The sequence below is a fragment of the Nostoc sp. genome (genome assembly GCF_054880495.1).
In genome coordinates this window covers 88,964-107,521 of record NZ_JBTYKD010000054.1, presented here as the reverse complement: position 1 = coordinate 107,521, position 18,558 = coordinate 88,964, and the positions used below count along the sequence as shown (strand labels likewise).

The window sequence follows — 18,558 nt, the reverse complement described above, 5'->3', positions numbered from 1 at the left end:
GAATATTTCCCAACCCCTTTTACGGTGACGTGTACTTAGTCTGGGATTTACACCCCAAGCTCAAGAGAGCGAAACGTTTAATTACGTTTAGCAACAGAAAATTTTGAGCTGCGGCTGACAACCTAGACGCCCGGATACTTGCTTCAACTCTCTTAATTAGAGCAAAGCCGTGTCCGACCAAAAATAGCTTTTCGCAGAGTAGCGGCTTCTCATCAGAGATCAAAGCTTCGATGCAGTTTTACAACAAATCTATTAATTTTTGAGATTGAGGTTGACCATGAGGTATCGCGCTTTAATTGTTGCATTCTTGGCTTTGTGCCTGGGGCTAATAACTGCTTGTAGTGATGCTCCTGCTAGTAGTAACAGTAGAGATGTACTCACTTACGATCAAATTCGCGGCACTGGCTTGGCGAACAAATGTCCCCAACTAACAGAAACAAGCCGTGGTTCCATTCCCATTGATTCTAGCCAGTCTTATGCCATCAAAGAACTTTGCTTGGAACCAACTAGCTTCTTCATCAAAGAAGAACCTGCTAATAAACGCCAAGAAGCAGAATTTGTTGCTGGCAAATTGTTGACCAGATACACTTCCACCATTGACCAGGTGCAAGGAAATCTAAAAATCAACTCAGATAATAGCTTGACCTTTGCCGAAACTGATGGTCTTGACTTCCAAGCCATCACTGTGCAACTTCCTGGTGGTGAGCGAGTCCCTTTCCTGTTCACCATCAAAAACCTGGTTGCTCAAAGTCAACCTAGTTTGACCAGTATTAACACCTCCACGGACTTTGAAGGCACCTTCAAAGTTCCTTCCTATCGTGGTGCTGCCTTCCTAGATCCCAAAGGTCGTGGTGTCGTCAGTGGCTACGATAATGCCGTGGCTCTCCCCGCCCAAGCAGATGATGAAGAACTTACCCGCACTAACGTCAAGCGTGCTGAAAATCTCAATGGCAAGATTTCTCTACGAATCGCCAAAGTAGATAACTCTAGTGGTGAAATTGCTGGTACTTTCGAGAGCGAACAGCCATCGGATACAGATTTAGGTGCTGGCGAACCTAAAGAAGTCAAGATTCGCGGTCTATTTTATGGACGGGTTGAACCAACTCGTGCCTAAATCCTCTGAAGTAAGACAACTGACTGGCACTCAGAACGACAATTCTGTAAGTATCAGACTTAATCACAAAAGTTAACTTATTTACCCTCTTTTTTCACGAGGGTAAATAAATTTTTTACAAAGATAAGGAAAAGTTACATACAAGCCCTAACCCAAGAGTGGGTGGGACGGTTGACTAAAAGACTATCTATGTACTTACAGCAGTTTTCAGGGATTTAGACCACGACTGAGATGGGGAATTGGTAAGTAAAAAGTAGCGTAGTTAAATTACTTGAAAAGCGCTGTAAGTATAACAAAGGGCATCTCGCCCTTTTTTTTTTGGCTTGCATAAATATACATAGTACTTTTTAATTTTTATTAGTAATTTTTAAAGATTGGATAAATTCCAGTTGAATAGACACGTAATTTTACTGTAAATCCAACTTTTGCTGCTCTAACAAAATACGGAGTAATTTTGTTTGGTTTCCCTAAATTAATTTTATCATTCATTAATTAAAATTAAGTAAAATCTCGGTTTGATATTTAGTAATTAATTTTATATTTTGTTTATATGTAGTTTTAAAAAAACTCCAGTTCATCCCAAAGATAAATAACCAACTAAATACCGATTTTGCCCATTTAAATTTTGCTGCATTGTGAAGTGACCTATAGGATTTTTCTAGAAAAGCTTTGTTATTTACCATAGTATTTGCTAGGAAATATAGCACGATATTATCTTTGATGTCGTGCGATCGCAGCTGAATTTAAAAGCGAACAATTAAATCTTTCTTTGCTCAATAAACAGGGTGCTATGCCTACCACAGTCACCAACGACCTAAAACATGAAATTTGGCAGTTGTTGCGAGAATATCAGCAATCTCCGTCAGAAAAAGTCCGCAATCAACTAGTAGAACTCAATTTTGGGCTTGTAAGAAAAGAAGCTCACTACTGGACGAATCAATGTCATGAAACCTACGATGATTTGCTCCAGGTTGGATGTTTGGGTTTAATCAGAGCTATTGAAAAATTTGAACTTTCCAAGGGACACGCCTTCAGTTCCTATGCTCTTCCCTATATTCGGGGTGAAATTCAACACTATCTTCGAGATAAAGGTGTCACGGTGCGAATTCCTCGGAAGTGGTTAGCCCTACAACAGCAAGCAATAGGAGTTTCACGTACTTGGCGTGAAAAACATCATCGTCAACCTAACGACTCGGAATTAGCAGCAGCACTGGAAATTTCTCTAAACGAATGGCAAGAAATTAAATTAGCATGGATCAATCGCGCTCCCTTGAGTCTCGATGTACCAATCCAAGACGGAGAAGAAAACTCTACCTGTTTGGGAGAAATGGTTCCAGATCCTCACTATCGCAGCTTTCAACTAGCACAAGAAGACCAACTTCGCTTACAACAAGCATTGCTTCAGCTAGAAAAACGCACCCGCGATGTGTTGGAATGTGTGTTTTTGCAAGATTTGACCCAAAAACAAGTTGCAGAACATCTAGGGATCAGTGTAGTAACGGTTTCCCGTAGAGTCAAGAAAGGTCTGGATTCGATGAAAGAGCTTATGGGTGTAGCAGAAGATTGACTGCAAATAAACACCAACCCGCAGTTATGCTGGGTAGGCAGTGCTAAAAATAACCTTGAAATATCAAAAATTAGGTTATAAAGGGAACATACTTTGCCTTTGATATAAATTTTAGGCAGGTTGATTTCCACTTTTAAATTTTCCAATGGCTTTTGAGAACAGCTCATGGGCAGAAATTCAAAAATTATAATTGCAGCTATTTTAACTTTGGCGATCGCTGGATGTGCTTCTGAAGATACACAACAAGCCATCAATCCTGCTCCAATTCCCAAAATAGCAGCAAAGTCGCCAGGGACGGGTCAATCCTTTAAGAATCCAGTAATACTTGCCAAACAGGAATTACAAGTTACTCCTGCATCTGCTAACTTGATTCAATCCACTAATCCTACAGAGCGGTCACGGCTAGTTGTGCTATCAAAAAATCGCAGTGACCCGTTTGCACAGCTTTTCGGACAGACGGTTCCCGGAATGCCTCAAATATCTGGAAAACCTGTTCCCGTGGTGCCTAAGCTACCGACTGCATCACTACCAGCACGAAAAGTTCCAACACGTAGCATAGCTTTAAAACCTGTTCCCGTGTCGCCTAAGCTACCTACTGCATCACTAGCAGGACGAAAACTTCCAACACGCAGCATAGCTTTAAATCCAAAGAAAAATAACGTTTCTTCTGTACCAAAACCAAAAAAAGTCAATCCTACCTTGACTTCAGTCTTGCCTAAGGTTTTGCCTCAAGTTATCTCCAACCCGACTTTAGTATCTGTACTGCCACTGCCAGCACAACCGGAGTTAGCAAGGGCAGTGCTTGTGACTGGTGTAGTTCTAATTAGTCAGGAACCACAGGCAATTATCAAAGTACCCGATGAGCCAACGAGTCGGTATGTGCAGGCGGGACAGCGATTAGCAGATGGGGTACTGATTAAACGTATTGAAATGAATCAGGGCTACAACCCCATCGTGATTCTGGAACAATATGGTATTGAAGTTGCCAAAATGGTAGGGGAAGGGGCTGTCAAGTCAACGCCGTCAGCTGCACCTGCTAGCGGCAATCCTGTTTCAGTGACAACGCCCTCCTCAAATCCTTCTAATGTTGGAGCTTCATAAAGATGGAGACTAAGGAAAAAATTGAATTCGCTGGTTTGCCTTTAGCAGTTTATAGAGAGATAGCAGCTCATTTACGTCAAGTCGAAGGAGTAGAAGCGGATTTAATTCCCCAGTCATCCCCAGAGTTTGATTACAATCAAAGTCAAATTGGTGGCTTGTCTATCTCGTGGACAGCAAACTCTGGTTCAGAAAGTCGGCAACGAGTTAACCAAATTTTGGCTTACTATCAAAATTGCTATATGAATCCTATTTGATTTCGTTCAAATCGAAGCCTCAGATTCCCGATTTTCCAAAGAAGTCGGGAATCTTGTTGTTCATGAATGATTTGGATGAACCAACGTCGAACTAGACCCCCAAACCAAGCGACACCTCTCTTAAATTAATTATTCGGGATTTGAATAAGCAGGCGATGACGATGCTACTAACGATCATTATCATTATACGGGATCGAATTTTTGGGCGATGCCTTTGGCTCTACCAAGCCAGACGCATCGGTATTAGGGATAGTGGTAAGCTGATTTGTTTGGGAACTTTACAACAGCAGCGTTCTGCTCACGGTGAAGGTTTCGGTAATGAAGCAATTAGATGTGTCTGAAGTGGGAAGTGATGGCATCCGTAGTTGGGAATATCTGTTTTTCCCATCCTTGGAAGCAGCAAGTATCTACTTGAATGAATAGCCTGATAAAACCGGAATGCTGGTGCGTCCCTCTAACTTGGAAGATATTTTTGTGCAATTAACGGGACACCACTTAGATTAACCTCATCCTCCTAACTGCCGCAGCATGGCTTCTACCCTGTTCACGCCATCTGAGTCATTGCGCCGCTTGTACAAGTCACGGGCTTTCTGAAGCAAGCTGTTCGCTTGTTTAGTTTGTCGTCGCTGTTTATACATCGAACCCATCAACTCATAAGTCTGGGCATTGTTCTTATCCAAGCTGATTGCTTGCCCGTATGCCCAGGTAGCTGCACTATAGTCTCCTAGACGAGATTGCGTCACAGCCAATCCTAAATAGGCGTTAACGCTGTTACGGTTCAGCTGGATAGCACGACGGTAGCCTTCCTTTGCCCCAGCTGTGTCCCCCAAATTCGCTTTGATGTAACCCACAGCGTAGTAAAAGTCACTATTGTTAGGGTTAATGCCGATCGCCCGACGATAAGCTGTTAATGCCGCCTGGTAATTTCCCTGTTGAGCGTATAAGTAGCCAATACCTGAATGAATTTTAGCATTCTTGGGATCTAAGCTAGCTGCTTGCTGATAAACAGCGATTGCACCACCATAATCGCCGGTATCAACTAATCTCCGTCCTTGTTCTAGTAGTTGCTTTAACTCTGGGTTTTTGCCTTGTGCCACTAATACCTGAGCCTGAGCTACTGAAGGTATACTGAAGGCAAAACATCCTAGTAACATCACACCAAACACAAATGATGTTGGCTTGTACACAGTAAATTTCCTGAAATTTTAGAGGACTTTTTTCTTGTACATTAAAACAAAAATATGGAGTTTTGAAAACTGTATTTCTTCGTATTGATTAAGATATTAATGTGTTCATTCGCTATTTCTTCTCCAATCAGTGCAATATCACAGAGTTTTTACACATAAAGATGAAGTGCAAGGTATAAATAATCAAATCAGCTGACTCTACATATAAATTCGGAGAATACCAGATTTACACTCTTCTTTGACAGTAGTTATACTTACTAATTCCCAAAAAACCAACAGGTATCTCACTTAATCCTAAATAGGCGATCTGCCAATGGCACTTAATACCCGATGGCTGCGATCGCAATCTAAAATTGTGTGAGAATATGTTTATAAAATCTATCTCAACGCAGGCTAATTATATATGTGTAAATAAATTTATATTTTTTAGAGTATTTTAATAATAAATATCAATATATATTCTACTTGGGAGGCTAATTTATGATTATAACTACTACTGATGTGATTCAAGGAGCCGTTATTGAGTCATATTTAGGTATTGTGACAGCAGAAGTAGTCTACGGCAGCAATTTCTTGCGGGACTTTTTGGCTGGTATTCGAGATATTATCGGTGGACGCACTGGTAGTTATGAGCGTCTTTTTGAGCAGGGTCAACGCAAGGCACTAGAAGAATTAGAACAACGGGCGCAACGTTTAGGAGCAAATGCTGTGATCGGGATTGAAATTGATACTGGTACAATCAATCTTGACCAGTCAGGAGTTCTTTTGCTGATTACTGCCACAGGCACTGCTGTAAAGATGCGTTGATCTTTTCTTGGCTGTATAATTACTTTGTGAAAATTTTATAATTAGGCTGAAAAAGTTTTGGATGAAGTCTAATTTTCTTACAGATGAATTATTATATATAGCAGTTAATAACTCTATTTTAACTTCTAAATAATTATTAAATAATAAATAAATATTGAATTTGATTAAAAATTGCTAAAATTGTTAAAGGCGTTGGTTTTTTTATAACTAAAGATAGATTCATTAAATATTTATATTGATAGATATAAGAAGAGATGATTTAGTTGTTTAATTATGACAATAAACATGAATATAACTGAGATATAGTTTGCTGAAACAGCATTGGAGAAGAGAAGCAATGTCATACATAAATCGGGCAGGTGATGAGGTTATTTCTAATGACCCTGTAGTACCAGGACGAGTAATTGAATATCATGACCTTGTTCGCTGGGGACCGATTATTTCTGGTTTGTTGGTTTCTTTAGCGACTCAATTAATTTTAAGCGCCATAATTGGTGCTTTTGCAGCAGGTGCAGTTGAAAGTTCAGGCGCACCAAGATCAATTGCCCCTAACGCTGCGGGTAATGCGGGGCTTTGGTCAACTATTGCTTTACTAATTTCCCTATTTACTGGTGGTTGGATTACAGCCCGTGCTTGTGGACCGATGAAGCGCAATACAGCTCTTCTTAACGGCGCAATTCTTTGGGCTACGACTTTGGCAGTTAGTTCGTTCCTATTGGCAAATGGAGTATCGGGTGCTTTTGGTGTTGCTGCTTCCAACGCTGGGGAAGTCTTAAACCAGGTACAACAGCAAGGTGGTATTAATGTACCGCGAACAAACGTAAGCGCTCAACAATCTCGTGATATTGCAGCAAATATACGTTCGGGATTATGGTGGTTTGTGTTTGGTTCATTATTGGGTTTAATAGCCTCAATGGTTGGGGCTGTAACTGGAGCTCGCAATGTTCGGACTAATAATTACAATCCTTAAAAAATTGTCGGTCAAACGAAATGTCATCACTTTTTAAAGCACCTTTTTACAGGTGCTTTTTGTTGATTATTTCAGGTTGGCGTTTGTAGCATCGAATTAATTCTGCCATAGTCATAAAACGCTTAGTAAACAGAACCCCAACTTCTGGTGAGAAGTCGGGGTTCTGGATATTAGTTTATATCCAGCTACTTGTATTCCTAGTTCACCACTTCAGATATGAACCTTCAATTCCCTGCTCACGTCGAATTTTACCATCTTTTTCAAACCAACCAATTACTTGTTGCGCTGTCAAATCTTCTATAGCAACACCGTACTCTTGGGCAATATGCTTCAAAAGCTTAAGTGATGAAATTGTCAATCTTGTTAAAAATTTTTCTGGGGAAGACAACAACGCCGCATCTACTTTTGCTGACTCTTCCAGAGTTAAAAATTGTGCTGATGGTTGCTGTGGTAATACGTCCATAAAGGCTATTTCAAACTTAGTTGATTATTGATAATCTGTAGTTGCTAAAAGGAGCATCTCACTTTCGTAGAAAGCTCTTTAAAAGCTCACCCCAGCCCTCTCTGTGAGTTCGGAGAGGGAGCAGGAATCTACTATTCAACTATTATCCATTACCGAAGCTAGATGTAAAACCGAGTTTATTGATAAAATTTTTACTTGCGAACTTGTACTAAATAGCCACAACGATGTTCGCCGTTGATAATCCAATGGGTGCGTTCTACGGTACAATCAGGTAAGACGGCAGCAAACATTTCTAATTCGTGACCACAAATGCTGGGGAAAGACTCGGCAACATTGGAAATAGCGCAGTTATGCTCCATTAAGATAAAGCGATCGCTCTCAAAGCAGTCATTCACATCAACCGGGTGATATTCCGCCATGAAGCCTTCGGCTTTTCTGAACTCGACTAAGTTAGCTACACGTTCTCGGAGTGAACCGCTACCCACGCGATCGCGGTATTCTAGTGCTTTGCGCTGCCACTGTTTCTCTAAAATCGATTTAAATTGGTCGTGTCCCATCGTTTCGGCTAAGGTGTCTAGCAGCGAAACTGCAAAATGACCATGGCCATCACCAAAGCGATCGCTCATTGTTCGGTGTAAGCGATCGCGTCCCTGACGACTCAGTTGATAAACGTGTTGCGGACGCCCCATTCCCTCCGCCTGTACTGTTGACGAATACAAAACTAGCTCCTCCGTCTCCAAATCCTTGAGATGGCGACGAATCGCTTGGGGGGTAACGTCTAAAACTTCAGCTAGCTCCAAAGCCGTTGCTTTTTCCTGTTTGTGCAGATACTCTAGGATATCTTGCTTGGTTGAGGACTGGTGAGTAGTCGCCATCTTCTAGTGCCAGACGCTCAACGAACGTCCCAAAAATTTCTTTGAAAATTTGACTTTCACAACATTGTTGTTGTTAATTTAGCGTAAAATGAAGATAACTTAAACAACAGCTATGTTGTTTTACTCTCCACCACTATTCTAGCAGCCGTGTAACCATTCCGTAACGTGATATGGGAATCGGCTAAAGAAAAGTCCATCTACCATCCTTAAAGAGATTCAAGTTCTGAACACGAGAGATTATTACTGATGAGTGCCACTGTCAAAACCTTAGTCAACCAACCCTACAAGTACGGCTTTATTACCGATATTGAGTCCGACACTATACCGCGTGGACTAGATGAGGACGTTGTTCGCTTGATCTCCTCTAAGAAGAACGAGCCGCAGTTCATGCTGGACTTTCGCCTCAGGGCTTATCGCCAGTGGCAAAAAATGACAGAACCAACTTGGTCCAATGTCAAGTATCCGCCAATTAATTATCAGGATATCATTTACTACTCAGCGCCGAAACGCAAGAAAGAAAAACTAAACAGCTTGGACGAAGTTGATCCAACCCTTTTAGAAACCTTTGAGAAGTTGGGCATTTCTCTATCTGAACAGAAGCGACTGGCAAATGTCGCCGTCGATGCAATTTTCGATAGCGTTTCTGTCGCCACTACATTTAAAGAAAAGCTAGCGGAAGATGGGGTTATTTTCTGTTCGTTTTCCGAAGCATTGCAAGAACACCCAGAACTGCTCAAAAAATACCTGGGTAGCGTCGTTCCCATAGCTGACAACTATTTTGCCGCCTTGAACGCCGCCGTATTTAGCGATGGTTCCTTTGTATACATTCCTAAAGGCGTAAAATGCCCAATGGAACTATCTACCTACTTCCGCATCAACTCTGGTGACACGGGACAATTTGAGCGGACTTTGATTGTCGCCGAAGAAGGTAGTTATGTTTCTTACCTCGAAGGTTGTACCGCACCGATGTATGACAGCAACCAGCTGCACGCTGCTGTTGTGGAACTCGTCGCCCTCGACAACGCTGAAATTAAATACTCCACAGTGCAAAATTGGTACGCTGGAGATGCCAACGGTAAAGGTGGTATTTACAACTTTGTCACCAAGCGCGGTTTGTGTCAGGGTGTAAATTCCAAGATTTCTTGGACTCAAGTAGAAACAGGTTCGGCAATTACTTGGAAATATCCTAGCTGTGTGTTGGTGGGTGATAACTCTGTGGGTGAGTTTTACTCGGTGGCGCTGACAAATCATATGCAGCAAGCTGATACCGGCAGTAAGATGATTCACGTCGGTAAGAATACCCGCAGTACAATTATTTCTAAAGGAATCTCCGCAGGTAAATCTAGCAATAGCTACCGGGGTTTGGTGAAAGTCAACCCGACTGCTAAAGGGGCGAGAAATTATTCCCAGTGCGACTCAATGCTGATTGGGGATAATGCCCATGCGAATACTTTCCCCTACATTCAGGTGCAAAATAATGCTGCGAAGGTGGAGCATGAAGCTTCTACTTCTAAGATTGGGGAAGATCAGTTATTTTACTTCGCTCAACGGGGTATTTCTTCAGAAGATGCGATTTCAATGATGATTAGCGGCTTCTGTAAGGATGTTTTCAATCAGCTACCGATGGAGTTTGCTGTGGAAGCTGATAAATTATTGAGTTTGAAGTTGGAAGGCAGTGTTGGATAGGGCTTGTAGTCAGCACTTTAGTGCTGTGAAATCGCTAGGAACCGAAAAAATTAACGCTTGTAGTAAGTGCTTTAGGGCTGGAGGAAAGCGCTAAAGCACTTACTACGAACTAAGAGAGAAGGGAGAGAAGATGATTATTGAAAATAGTGAAGTTGTGCTGTCGGTAAGGAATCTGACGGCTAATGTTGATGGGACACCGATTCTTAAGGGTGTAAATCTTGAGGTGCGATCGGGTGAAATTCATGCGATTATGGGGCCAAATGGTTCTGGTAAGAGTACCTTTTCTAAGGTGTTGGCTGGGCATCCAGCATATCAGGTGACTGGCGGTGAGGTGATTTTTCAAGGGCAAAATTTACTGGAATTGGAACCAGAAGAACGCGCCAGAAGTGGTGTGTTTTTGGCGTTTCAGTATCCGTTAGAAATTCCGGGTGTGAGCAATTTAGATTTCTTGCGGGTGGCGTACAATTCTCGTCGTAAGGCACAAGGTTTAGAGGAAATAGACGCTTTTGATTTTGACGATTTGATTGAGGAAAAGCTGGATGTGGTGAAGATGAATCCCAGTTTTCTCAGTCGAAGTTTGAATGAAGGGTTTTCTGGTGGTGAGAAAAAGCGGAATGAAATTCTGCAAATGGCACTGCTGGAACCAAAGTTGGGAATTTTGGATGAAACAGACTCCGGTTTGGATATTGACGCGCTCCGAATTGTGGCGAATGGGGTAAATCAACTGGCAAGTCCTGAAAATGCCACAATTTTGATTACTCACTACCAACGGTTACTCGATTATATTGTGCCTGATTTTGTGCATGTGATGGCACAAGGACAGATTATTACGAGTGGTGGTAAGGAACTGGCACTAGAATTAGAGTCTCGCGGTTATGACTGGGTTCTAGAAGAGTTTGCAGCTGCTGAGGTGGGTGTGTAATGAGTATTCAAGTTTCTCCCAGCACAATTCCTAACTCAAATGTAGTCAGTTTGACATCTACTCTGTTGGAGAAAGATGCCTATCTAACTGAATTATTGAATCTGGTAATCCCACCAAAAACAGAAGGGTGGTTGCAGGATTTACGTGAAGGTGCCGCTAGTTGGGTACGCCACTCGACTATCCCCACCACCCGCGAGGAAGAATGGCGGTTTACTGATTTGTCGTCTCTGCGAAAGGTGCAATTTAATTTAGAAACGGGAAATTTTGCGTCTTTACAATTTGAAATTTTGCCAGAAGCGGTTAATAGTCGTTTGGTATTTGTTAATGGCGTTTTTGCACCGGAGCTATCAGCAGTTGCAGATTTACCACCTGGAATTGTGGTGAGTAATTTGGCTGGCTTATCTGTGGTTGAGCTTGAGGGTATACAGCAATATTTAGCTCAAGCTGAGGGAGCGCAGGAAGTTTTTACGGCTCTCAACACGGCTGGGATAACTGATGCAGCTGTGGTGTGGGTGAAGAAGAATGTAGTAGTTGAGACATCAATTCATCTGGTGTTTATTTCGATTGCTGGGGAGACGGCGACGATTTCACAGCCGCGTTGTTTGGTGGTGGCGGAAAGTGGTTCGCAGGTGATGTTGGTTGAGGAGTATGTGGCAGGCAAGATGCCTACCCCACAAGAGGGGGGAGTTTATCTTACTAATGCGGTTACGGAAGTTTGGGTGAGTGATAATGCCCAAGTGAGTCACACTAGGATTGAGCGGGAAGGTGCAGAGGCTTTTCATGTTGGGAAGACTGCGATCGCACAATCTCGTGATAGTCGATATACTTGTCATGCCATAACTTTAGGTGCAAAGTTGTCGCGGCACAATTTAGAAATTTTGCAAACTGGTGAGCAGACAGAAACTAATCTCAATGGTTTGACGATAATTTCTGGTAAGCAGTTGGCTGATACTCACAGCGCGATCGCACTTAACTATCCTCACAGTATGAGTAAGCAATTGCACAAGTGTATTGTAGGCGATCGCGCTCATGCAGTGTTCAATGGGAAAGTTTTGGTTCCCAAAGCGGCGCAGTTAACAGATGCAGTCCAGTTGAATCGGAATTTGCTGTTATCATCTAAAGCTAGGGTTGATACTAAACCCCAATTAGAAATTACTGCCGATAACGTAAAATGCGCTCACGGTGCTACCGTTAGCCAATTGGAAGATGATGAAATATTCTATCTGCAAAGTCGGGGAATTGATGAAAACGATGCTCGGAAGTTGTTAATTAACGCCTTCGCTGCTGAAGTAATCAACCAAATACCAGTTTCCTCTCTGCGAGAAATCCTTTTAAACACAGTCAATAATCTTAAGTCCTTGACTAATGACTAATACTTCGGCTGCTTTCGACTTCGCTACCTCGGCTCCGCTCGGCACAAGTCAAGGCAAGTCGCTCAGTACAATTAAGTAATGACTAATACTTCGGCTTCTCTAGGAGACGCTAGGCGAACGCTCAGTACAAGTAACTAATCTACCAATGACTTTCACCTCTACCAAAAGCCTTGCTGATCAAGTTCGCGCTGACTTCCCAATTTTACATCAGGAAGTCAACGATAAACCCCTGGTTTATCTCGATAATGCTGCGACATCACAAAAGCCTTTGCTCGTATTAAATACCCTACGCGATTATTACGAGCAATATAATGCTAACGTGCATCGCGGTGCCCATATCCTCAGTGCTAAAGCTACCGATGCTTATGAAGGTGCTAGAGATAAAGTTGCCAAATTCATCAATGCTGCATCGCGTCAAGAAATCGTCTACACCCGGAACGCAACTGAGGCAATTAACCTAGTAGCCTACAGTTGGGGTATGAACAATTTGCATCCTGGTGATGAGATTATTCTGTCGGTGATGGAACACCACAGTAATATTGTACCTTGGCAATTCGTGGCGCAAAAAACAGGTGCAGTACTGAAATTTGTGGAACTAACACCGGAAGAAACTTTTGATTTAGAACAGTTTAAAAAGCTGATTTCTGACAAAACTAAATTAGTCTCAGTGGTGCATATTTCTAATGCTTTGGGTTGTATTAATCCAGTGGCAGAAATTGGTGCGCTCGCTCACAAATACGGTGCTAAATTCTTAGTCGATGGTTGTCAAAGTGTCCCACACTTCCCGATAGATGTACAGCAGATAGATTGTGATTGGTTGGTAGCATCTGGTCATAAAATGGTAGCCCCAACTGGGATAGGATTTCTTTATGGCAAGTTGGAATTGTTAGAATCAATGCCGCCATTTTTTGGTGGTGGTGAGATGATTGCAGAGGTATATTTAGACCATTGTACTTATGCAGAATTACCGCATAAATTTGAAGCCGGTACACCTGCAATTGGGGAAGCGATCGCACTTGGTGCTGCGATCGATTATCTTAGCAGTATCGGCATGGATAAAATCCACGCCTACGAAGCAGAATTAACGGCTTATTTGTTCCAACAATTAGAGCAAATTCCCCAAATTAGAATTTATGGCCCCAAACCAAATGCTAAAGGGGAAGGTAGAGCCGCTCTTGCGTCATTCACAGCCGGGGAAGTCCACGCTAACGACTTATCTACATTATTAGATCAAGAGGGCGTTGCTATCCGTTCTGGACACCACTGCACTCAACCATTACACCGTTATTTAGGTCTTGCTGCAACAGCACGAGCAAGTCTATCTTTCTACAACACCCGCGAGGAAATTGATATTTTCATCAAAGCACTGAAGGAAACTCTAGACTTTTTTGCAGGTTTCCTTGCTTAAAGTTACAAAATATTCAGACATTGATTGTGCCAAATATCAGCAACATATTTTGCTAATAATTGGCACAATTTAATTATCTGGATTCTTTACAGGAGCAACTAAAGTGTCATACAGTGACTTTACTTTAGACAGAGTTAGAAAAACCTTTGGCTTAACTATTTCTAATAAAACTGATATATTTGCATCTGTGCATGAAGTAGATTGTCCACCATTACTTGCAGAAGTATTGCGGGAAAATGTGCCTTTAGCTCTTGCTAGTAATACGGAAAAATCTCGTTCAGAGATGATTATTGCGCCTATTTTAATTGCTCTAAGGAAATATTTAAATAATCAAATAAGTTTATTTTCTGGTATCGATTTTACTGTTGATTCAACGCAAGGTTTAAATGGAAATTGCGATTTTATTATTAGCCGTTCATCAGAGTTACTAATTCTTAATGCACCAGTTGTCACAATTGTAGGAGCTAAAAAAGAAAATATCAATGCCGGATTAGGTCAGTGTGTAGCAGAGATCTTAGCAGCTAAATTGTTTCATGAACGTGAGGGCAATAACATTCAGACAATTTATGGTACTGTCACCACGGGAACTAACTGGAAGTTTTTGAAACTTATTGGGCAAGTGATTGAAATTGACTTAAGCGAGTATTATATTAATGATATAGGTAAAATTATCGGGATTTTATCTAACATCCTGACAGAATAAGTATTTTAACTACTTCTGGAGGTTTGGTAAGTTTTGTGGTGAAGTGTAAATCGCAATTACAAAACTTAATTACGAATTACGAACTTGTACTGAGCGACTTGCCTTGACTTGTGCCGAGCGGAGCCGAGGTAGCGAAGTCGAAAGGAGTCGAAGTATTACAAATTACGAATTATTTTAATATGCTTGTCAAGTCAACCCTTGCGGAACAAAGAACAGTCTTACACAACGTTAGCTGGGAAACCTTTGAAGCCTTGCTGAGAGATACAGGTGAAGATAGAGGTTCTCGGTTTGCTTATGACTGCGGTGTTTTAGAAATTATGACCCCACTTTTTGAACACGAAAATCCTAAAATTCAGTTTGACCGATTTATATTCGCTTTAGCAGTGGAATTAAAAATTAAAATTAGAAGTGCTGGTTCTACAACATTAAAGCGTCAACCAATAACAAGAGGAATAGAACCCGATAGTTGCTATTATATTCAAAATGAGCCACTAATTAGAGGTAAACAACAATTAGATTTAAGAATAGACCCAGCACCGGATTTAGCAGTTGAAATTGATATTACTAGCAGTTCTGTTAATAAATTTAATATTTATGCGGCTTTAAGTGTAGGAGAATTATGGAGATATAACGGTGAAGTTTTAAAATTTTACCAATTAGTAGAAAGCCAGTATGTTGAGATTGAGGTGAGTATAGCTTTTCCTTTGATTTCTGTTAGTGATATGAATAGATTTATCCAGCAAAGTAAAACTATGGATGAAATTGATTTGGTGCAATCCTTCAGCGCTTGGGTGCGTGGAAAGATAGGGTAAAGTGTACCTTATTGATAGATATAATTACTGGCTTATTTTTTTTAATATATGCTTGTCAATTCAACGGTTGGTGAACAAAGAACAGTGTTACATAACATTAGCTGGGAAACCTTTGAAGCCTTGCTGAAAGATACAGGTGAGAATAGAGGTTCTCGGTTTGCTTATGACTGCGGTGTTTTAGAAATTATGACCCCACTTTTTGAACATGAAAACCCCAAAAGTAATTGGTTCTTCAGTACATAGTATGCTTTTTCTAGTACTTACAGTTAATAATGAATCTGCATTTTAAGTCAATCAGGTCAAAGGTTTAACTAAAGATTTTATGCAATTTTTTATACTTTTGAACCTTTGCAGCTAATAATTTAGCATAGTAAGTACTGAAGAACCATATATCCCCATATCAACACCAAAAAACCAATCCATCCGGCTTGTCCACAGCCAAGCTAAGATGGCTTATAGCAAGCCCGGAATCAAATGTTGTAGTTGATTATCCACAGGTTCATCGTCAGAATCGGGCAGATACTCGGCTCCGGGTAAGCAGTGCAATGGGTTGTAATTTAACATGGTGGGTGCGATATCTACGACGGGCTATGCCTATACACATTCATAGCAAACTTATAATATTGATGATATCTATCCACCTCTGACAAGCCCCGAAATTTATTTATGAGATTATTAATTTTGAATTTTGAATTTTGAATTTTGAATTCGGAGTGAAGCGACGTGACTTTTTCTTGCGATAATTCGCAAGGGGGACGCGCTCCCCACTGGTTAGTAAAAGAGGGATAGATGACACTCAAGCGGTTGATTTTAATTTTTATACTGACGCCTATAGCAGTTCTGTTGGCAGTTTCGGCTTTATTCGGTAGTTGGCAAGAACCTCAGTTTCAAAGTCGCCTAGAACTGTATCAAACCAATATTGCTCTACAAGCCCAAGCTTGGCAATCAGAAGATAGGAACGATGACAATCTCCAAGCGATTCGGGAAGCTATACTTGGTGAGCAACCCCTGGAAAGCGCCACAAAGCAGTATCAGGAGGCGCGTCAATCAGTTCAAGCTAATTTAGACAAAGTTAACAACAAACTTGCACAATTACGCTCTCAACCTGAAACAATCACACCTCCAAAACCTCTACCGGACGTTGCTCCCACTATTAAAACCTCTAGACGAGGACAGCAACCCTTACAGCAGTCCCTCAAGCAATTAGAAAAATTACTCGCTGAATTAGACTTGCGCCTGGGAATTTTACAAGCACAGCAAGGACAGAAGGATACAGCCCTTAAGACTTGGAGTAAATTACAACAACGCTCAGAGATTAATCCAGAATTTGGGCAAACTGCTGCTGTATTGAGTGGACTGTGGAGTAATCCTCCCCGTCTCCTCCCAAATGCCCAAGAACCGATTCAAAAGAATTTAGAAGGTTGGTTTCGCTCTACTGCTTTGGTTCAGCTATACCAACTCCAGCAACGACAAGACGCTTTATCAGCAGTTAAGGCTACACAACAAGAAGCTGCTACTCAAGCGGTGATCAAATTAGCGCTTATTGGTACTATTCCCACCTTGGCAGCTTTAATTGGTCTAATACTGCTGATTTTGTTATTTGCTCAACGCTTGTTGAAAGGAAAAGCCTCATTACTAGCTCAAAATGCTGATGTCCCTTGGTCAACGCCTTGGGATGGTGAAACGGTTTTGCAGGTTTTTGTCGTCGGCTTTTTCTTCATGGGGCAAATTTTTGTGCCTTTGCTGATATTGCTGCTACCCATACAGCGTCCCGTTACTGATGTGAGACTTCAAGCGTTTTCTGTCTTGGTTAGTTACTTACTGGTAGCATCGGGTGCGCTGCTAGTGCTGTATTTTTCTCTCAAGCGCTTTTTTCCCCTACCAGAATTTTGGTTTCGCTTGCGTTTTCGAGATAAATGGTTTTTGTGGGGACTGGGAGGCTATTGTACGGCTTTACCAATAGTTGTGGTGGTATCTTTGATTAATCAACAGCTATGGCAAGGACAGGGTGGTAGTAACCCTCTGTTGCAACTAGCCCTAGAAAGCCAAGATGGTGTAGCACTTGGGATATTTTTCTCCACAGCAGCGCTCGCCGCGCCATTTTTTGAAGAAATTCTGTTTCGCGGCTTTTTATTACCCTCTCTAACTCGCTACTTACCCGTGTGGGGATCGATTCTTGTCAGTAGTTTGTTGTTTGCGATCGCTCACCTCAGCTTGTCGGAAATTCTCCCACTGACTGCATTAGGGATTGTCTTAGGAGTAGTTTACACGCGATCGCGTAACCTCCTCGCTCCTATGCTTCTCCACAGCCTTTGGAATAGTGGTACATTATTAAGTTTGTTCACATTAGGTAGCAATTAAAACTAACAAACTACTGTTGCCCAAAACAAAAATATCTGATTTTATCTCCATAAGTAGAAACAATTTACTAGTGATAATTGCTTGTAAGCATAAATACTCGCTGAAAACCAAATTAAGATAATGGCAAAAGCAAATCAAAGAATGCTGTTAAAACTATCTTGATTTTAGGCATTTTCGAGATATTAGAAGATTTCTCTTGCGCTTCTACGTTCCCACTAGCCACACAACTGGTCTCGTAATTGGTACGATGGCGTTTCACACCCGATGGAAGCTTACGCAAAAAAATCCGGAAATAATACTGATGGACTTGTAAAAAGTGGTGTATGTAGCAGCTTTTGCTGATTATTGAGGTTCATTCTTCTCAGGAAAAATGTTTTACCTAAAAATCTGCAAAACTGCCACACCAGGGTTTGCAATCATCAAATCCACCAAAGTTCATTAAGGAATGCCAAATCAAAGTTTCCGGCTATGCCGCAAGACATCTTAGCGTCCCATCTGGAAGAGAAGCACGCTGATTTTGCTTATTTGTCTTCGGGCTGACTCATCCTGAAAAAATTAAAACTCTCTTAATTAAGTAAATATATTTACTTAATTTCAGTCCCATAAATACTTTACTTTTATACTCAATTATTAAGGAGCAGCACTCAGATGGCAAATTTTAACCCTAGTCACCCTACCAAACAACTTCTAGCTGGTTACTGTGGCATTATCCTTGGAGCATTTGGGGTTCATAAGTTTATTCTAGGATACTCTTCGGAAGGCTTTATCATGTTGGTGATTTCTGTAGTTGCAGGTTCTTTCACCTATGGCATTGCCTTGTTAATTATGCAACTTGTAGGTTTAATTGAAGGCATGATCTATTTGAATAAGTCTCCTGAAGAATTCGTAAATACCTACTTTGTGAATAAGCAGGGCTGGTTCTAAAACTTTGCCAAGCTAGTAATCAAGGGTTTGT

18 protein-coding genes and 1 pseudogene are annotated in these 18,558 nt (G+C 41.3%); 16 read left to right on the top strand and 3 right to left on the bottom strand.

Annotated elements, in window-relative coordinates; all coding sequences use genetic code 11:
• The first annotated feature begins 277 nt into the window (after positions 1 to 277).
• From psbO to ACYTXL_RS06450, 5 genes are all read left to right on the top strand, one after another.
• A complete protein-coding gene (gene psbO / locus ACYTXL_RS06470; protein WP_292802420.1) occupies positions 278 to 1,114 on the top strand; it encodes a photosystem II manganese-stabilizing polypeptide in 837 nt (278 codons plus the stop codon).
• Between the two features lie 790 nt (positions 1,115 to 1,904).
• Positions 1,905 to 2,681: an RNA polymerase sigma factor SigF gene (locus tag ACYTXL_RS06465; protein ID WP_461923983.1), complete on the top strand. Its 777-nt coding sequence runs from the start codon at positions 1,905 to 1,907 to the stop codon at positions 2,679 to 2,681.
• 165 nt (positions 2,682 to 2,846) lie between these two features.
• Positions 2,847 to 3,782 carry a hypothetical protein gene (locus ACYTXL_RS06460; protein ID WP_461923982.1) on the top strand — a complete coding sequence of 312 codons (936 nt, stop codon included), beginning with the start codon at positions 2,847 to 2,849 and terminating at the stop codon, positions 3,780 to 3,782.
• Positions 3,783 to 3,784: 2 nt separating this feature from the next.
• Positions 3,785 to 4,036, top strand: a complete 252-nt coding sequence (locus tag ACYTXL_RS06455) for a hypothetical protein (protein ID WP_461923981.1) — start codon at positions 3,785 to 3,787, stop codon at positions 4,034 to 4,036.
• A gap of 161 nt (positions 4,037 to 4,197) precedes the next feature.
• Positions 4,198 to 4,377, top strand: a complete 180-nt coding sequence (locus ACYTXL_RS06450) for a hypothetical protein (protein ID WP_461923980.1) — start codon at positions 4,198 to 4,200, stop codon at positions 4,375 to 4,377.
• A gap of 165 nt (positions 4,378 to 4,542) precedes the next feature.
• On the opposite strand, the gene ACYTXL_RS06445 is transcribed toward ACYTXL_RS06450, so the two are convergent.
• On the bottom strand, positions 4,543 to 5,223 hold the full coding sequence (locus tag ACYTXL_RS06445) for a tetratricopeptide repeat protein (RefSeq protein ID WP_461923979.1): 681 nt from the start codon (positions 5,221 to 5,223) through the stop codon (positions 4,543 to 4,545).
• A gap of 480 nt (positions 5,224 to 5,703) precedes the next feature.
• Here ACYTXL_RS06445 and ACYTXL_RS06440 point away from each other — a divergent pair, with 480 nt between their 5' ends.
• Both ACYTXL_RS06440 and ACYTXL_RS06435 read left to right on the top strand, forming a co-directional pair.
• Entirely contained in the window at positions 5,704 to 6,030 is a 327-nt protein-coding gene (locus ACYTXL_RS06440; RefSeq protein WP_323201827.1) for a YbjQ family protein, read from the top strand.
• Between the two features lie 337 nt (positions 6,031 to 6,367).
• Positions 6,368 to 7,000: a hypothetical protein gene (locus tag ACYTXL_RS06435; RefSeq protein ID WP_461923978.1), complete on the top strand. Its 633-nt coding sequence runs from the start codon at positions 6,368 to 6,370 to the stop codon at positions 6,998 to 7,000.
• A 202-nt stretch (positions 7,001 to 7,202) separates the two neighbouring features.
• Here ACYTXL_RS06435 and ACYTXL_RS06430 read toward each other — a convergent pair whose 3' ends face one another.
• Together ACYTXL_RS06430 and sufR are read right to left on the bottom strand one after the other, a co-directional pair.
• Positions 7,203 to 7,463, bottom strand: a complete 261-nt coding sequence (locus ACYTXL_RS06430) for a hypothetical protein (protein WP_461923977.1) — start codon at positions 7,461 to 7,463, stop codon at positions 7,203 to 7,205.
• A 191-nt stretch (positions 7,464 to 7,654) separates the two neighbouring features.
• Positions 7,655 to 8,338, bottom strand: coding sequence for an iron-sulfur cluster biosynthesis transcriptional regulator SufR (gene sufR, locus ACYTXL_RS06425; RefSeq protein WP_461923976.1), 684 nt, complete (start codon positions 8,336 to 8,338; stop codon positions 7,655 to 7,657).
• Between the two features lie 246 nt (positions 8,339 to 8,584).
• Between sufR and sufB the strand changes: the two genes are divergently transcribed.
• From sufB to ACYTXL_RS06380, 9 genes and pseudogenes are all read left to right on the top strand, one after another.
• Complete coding sequence (sufB, locus tag ACYTXL_RS06420) at positions 8,585 to 10,024, top strand: Fe-S cluster assembly protein SufB (protein ID WP_461923975.1); 1,440 nt, start codon at positions 8,585 to 8,587, stop codon at positions 10,022 to 10,024.
• Between the two features lie 130 nt (positions 10,025 to 10,154).
• A complete protein-coding gene (sufC, locus tag ACYTXL_RS06415) occupies positions 10,155 to 10,946 on the top strand; it encodes a Fe-S cluster assembly ATPase SufC (protein WP_461923974.1) in 792 nt (263 codons plus the stop codon).
• A complete protein-coding gene (gene sufD / locus ACYTXL_RS06410; RefSeq protein WP_461923973.1) occupies positions 10,946 to 12,319 on the top strand; it encodes a Fe-S cluster assembly protein SufD in 1,374 nt (457 codons plus the stop codon). Before sufC ends, sufD begins: the two co-directional genes overlap by 1 nt.
• A 145-nt stretch (positions 12,320 to 12,464) precedes the next feature.
• Positions 12,465 to 13,727, top strand: coding sequence for a SufS family cysteine desulfurase (locus tag ACYTXL_RS06405; protein WP_461923972.1), 1,263 nt, complete (start codon positions 12,465 to 12,467; stop codon positions 13,725 to 13,727).
• Between the two features lie 103 nt (positions 13,728 to 13,830).
• Positions 13,831 to 14,430, top strand: a complete 600-nt coding sequence (locus ACYTXL_RS06400) for a hypothetical protein (protein ID WP_461923971.1) — start codon at positions 13,831 to 13,833, stop codon at positions 14,428 to 14,430.
• A 179-nt stretch (positions 14,431 to 14,609) separates the two neighbouring features.
• A complete protein-coding gene (locus ACYTXL_RS06395) occupies positions 14,610 to 15,242 on the top strand; it encodes a Uma2 family endonuclease (protein WP_461923970.1) in 633 nt (210 codons plus the stop codon).
• A 48-nt stretch (positions 15,243 to 15,290) separates the two neighbouring features.
• Positions 15,291 to 15,467 (top strand): annotated as a pseudogene (locus ACYTXL_RS06390) (Uma2 family endonuclease); the annotation flags it as partial.
• Between the two features lie 564 nt (positions 15,468 to 16,031).
• Positions 16,032 to 17,603 carry a CPBP family glutamic-type intramembrane protease gene (locus ACYTXL_RS06385; RefSeq protein WP_461923969.1) on the top strand — a complete coding sequence of 524 codons (1,572 nt, stop codon included), beginning with the start codon at positions 16,032 to 16,034 and terminating at the stop codon, positions 17,601 to 17,603.
• Between the two features lie 648 nt (positions 17,604 to 18,251).
• Complete coding sequence (locus ACYTXL_RS06380; protein WP_461923968.1) at positions 18,252 to 18,527, top strand: TM2 domain-containing protein; 276 nt, start codon at positions 18,252 to 18,254, stop codon at positions 18,525 to 18,527.
• Positions 18,528 to 18,558: the final 31 nt, after the last annotated feature.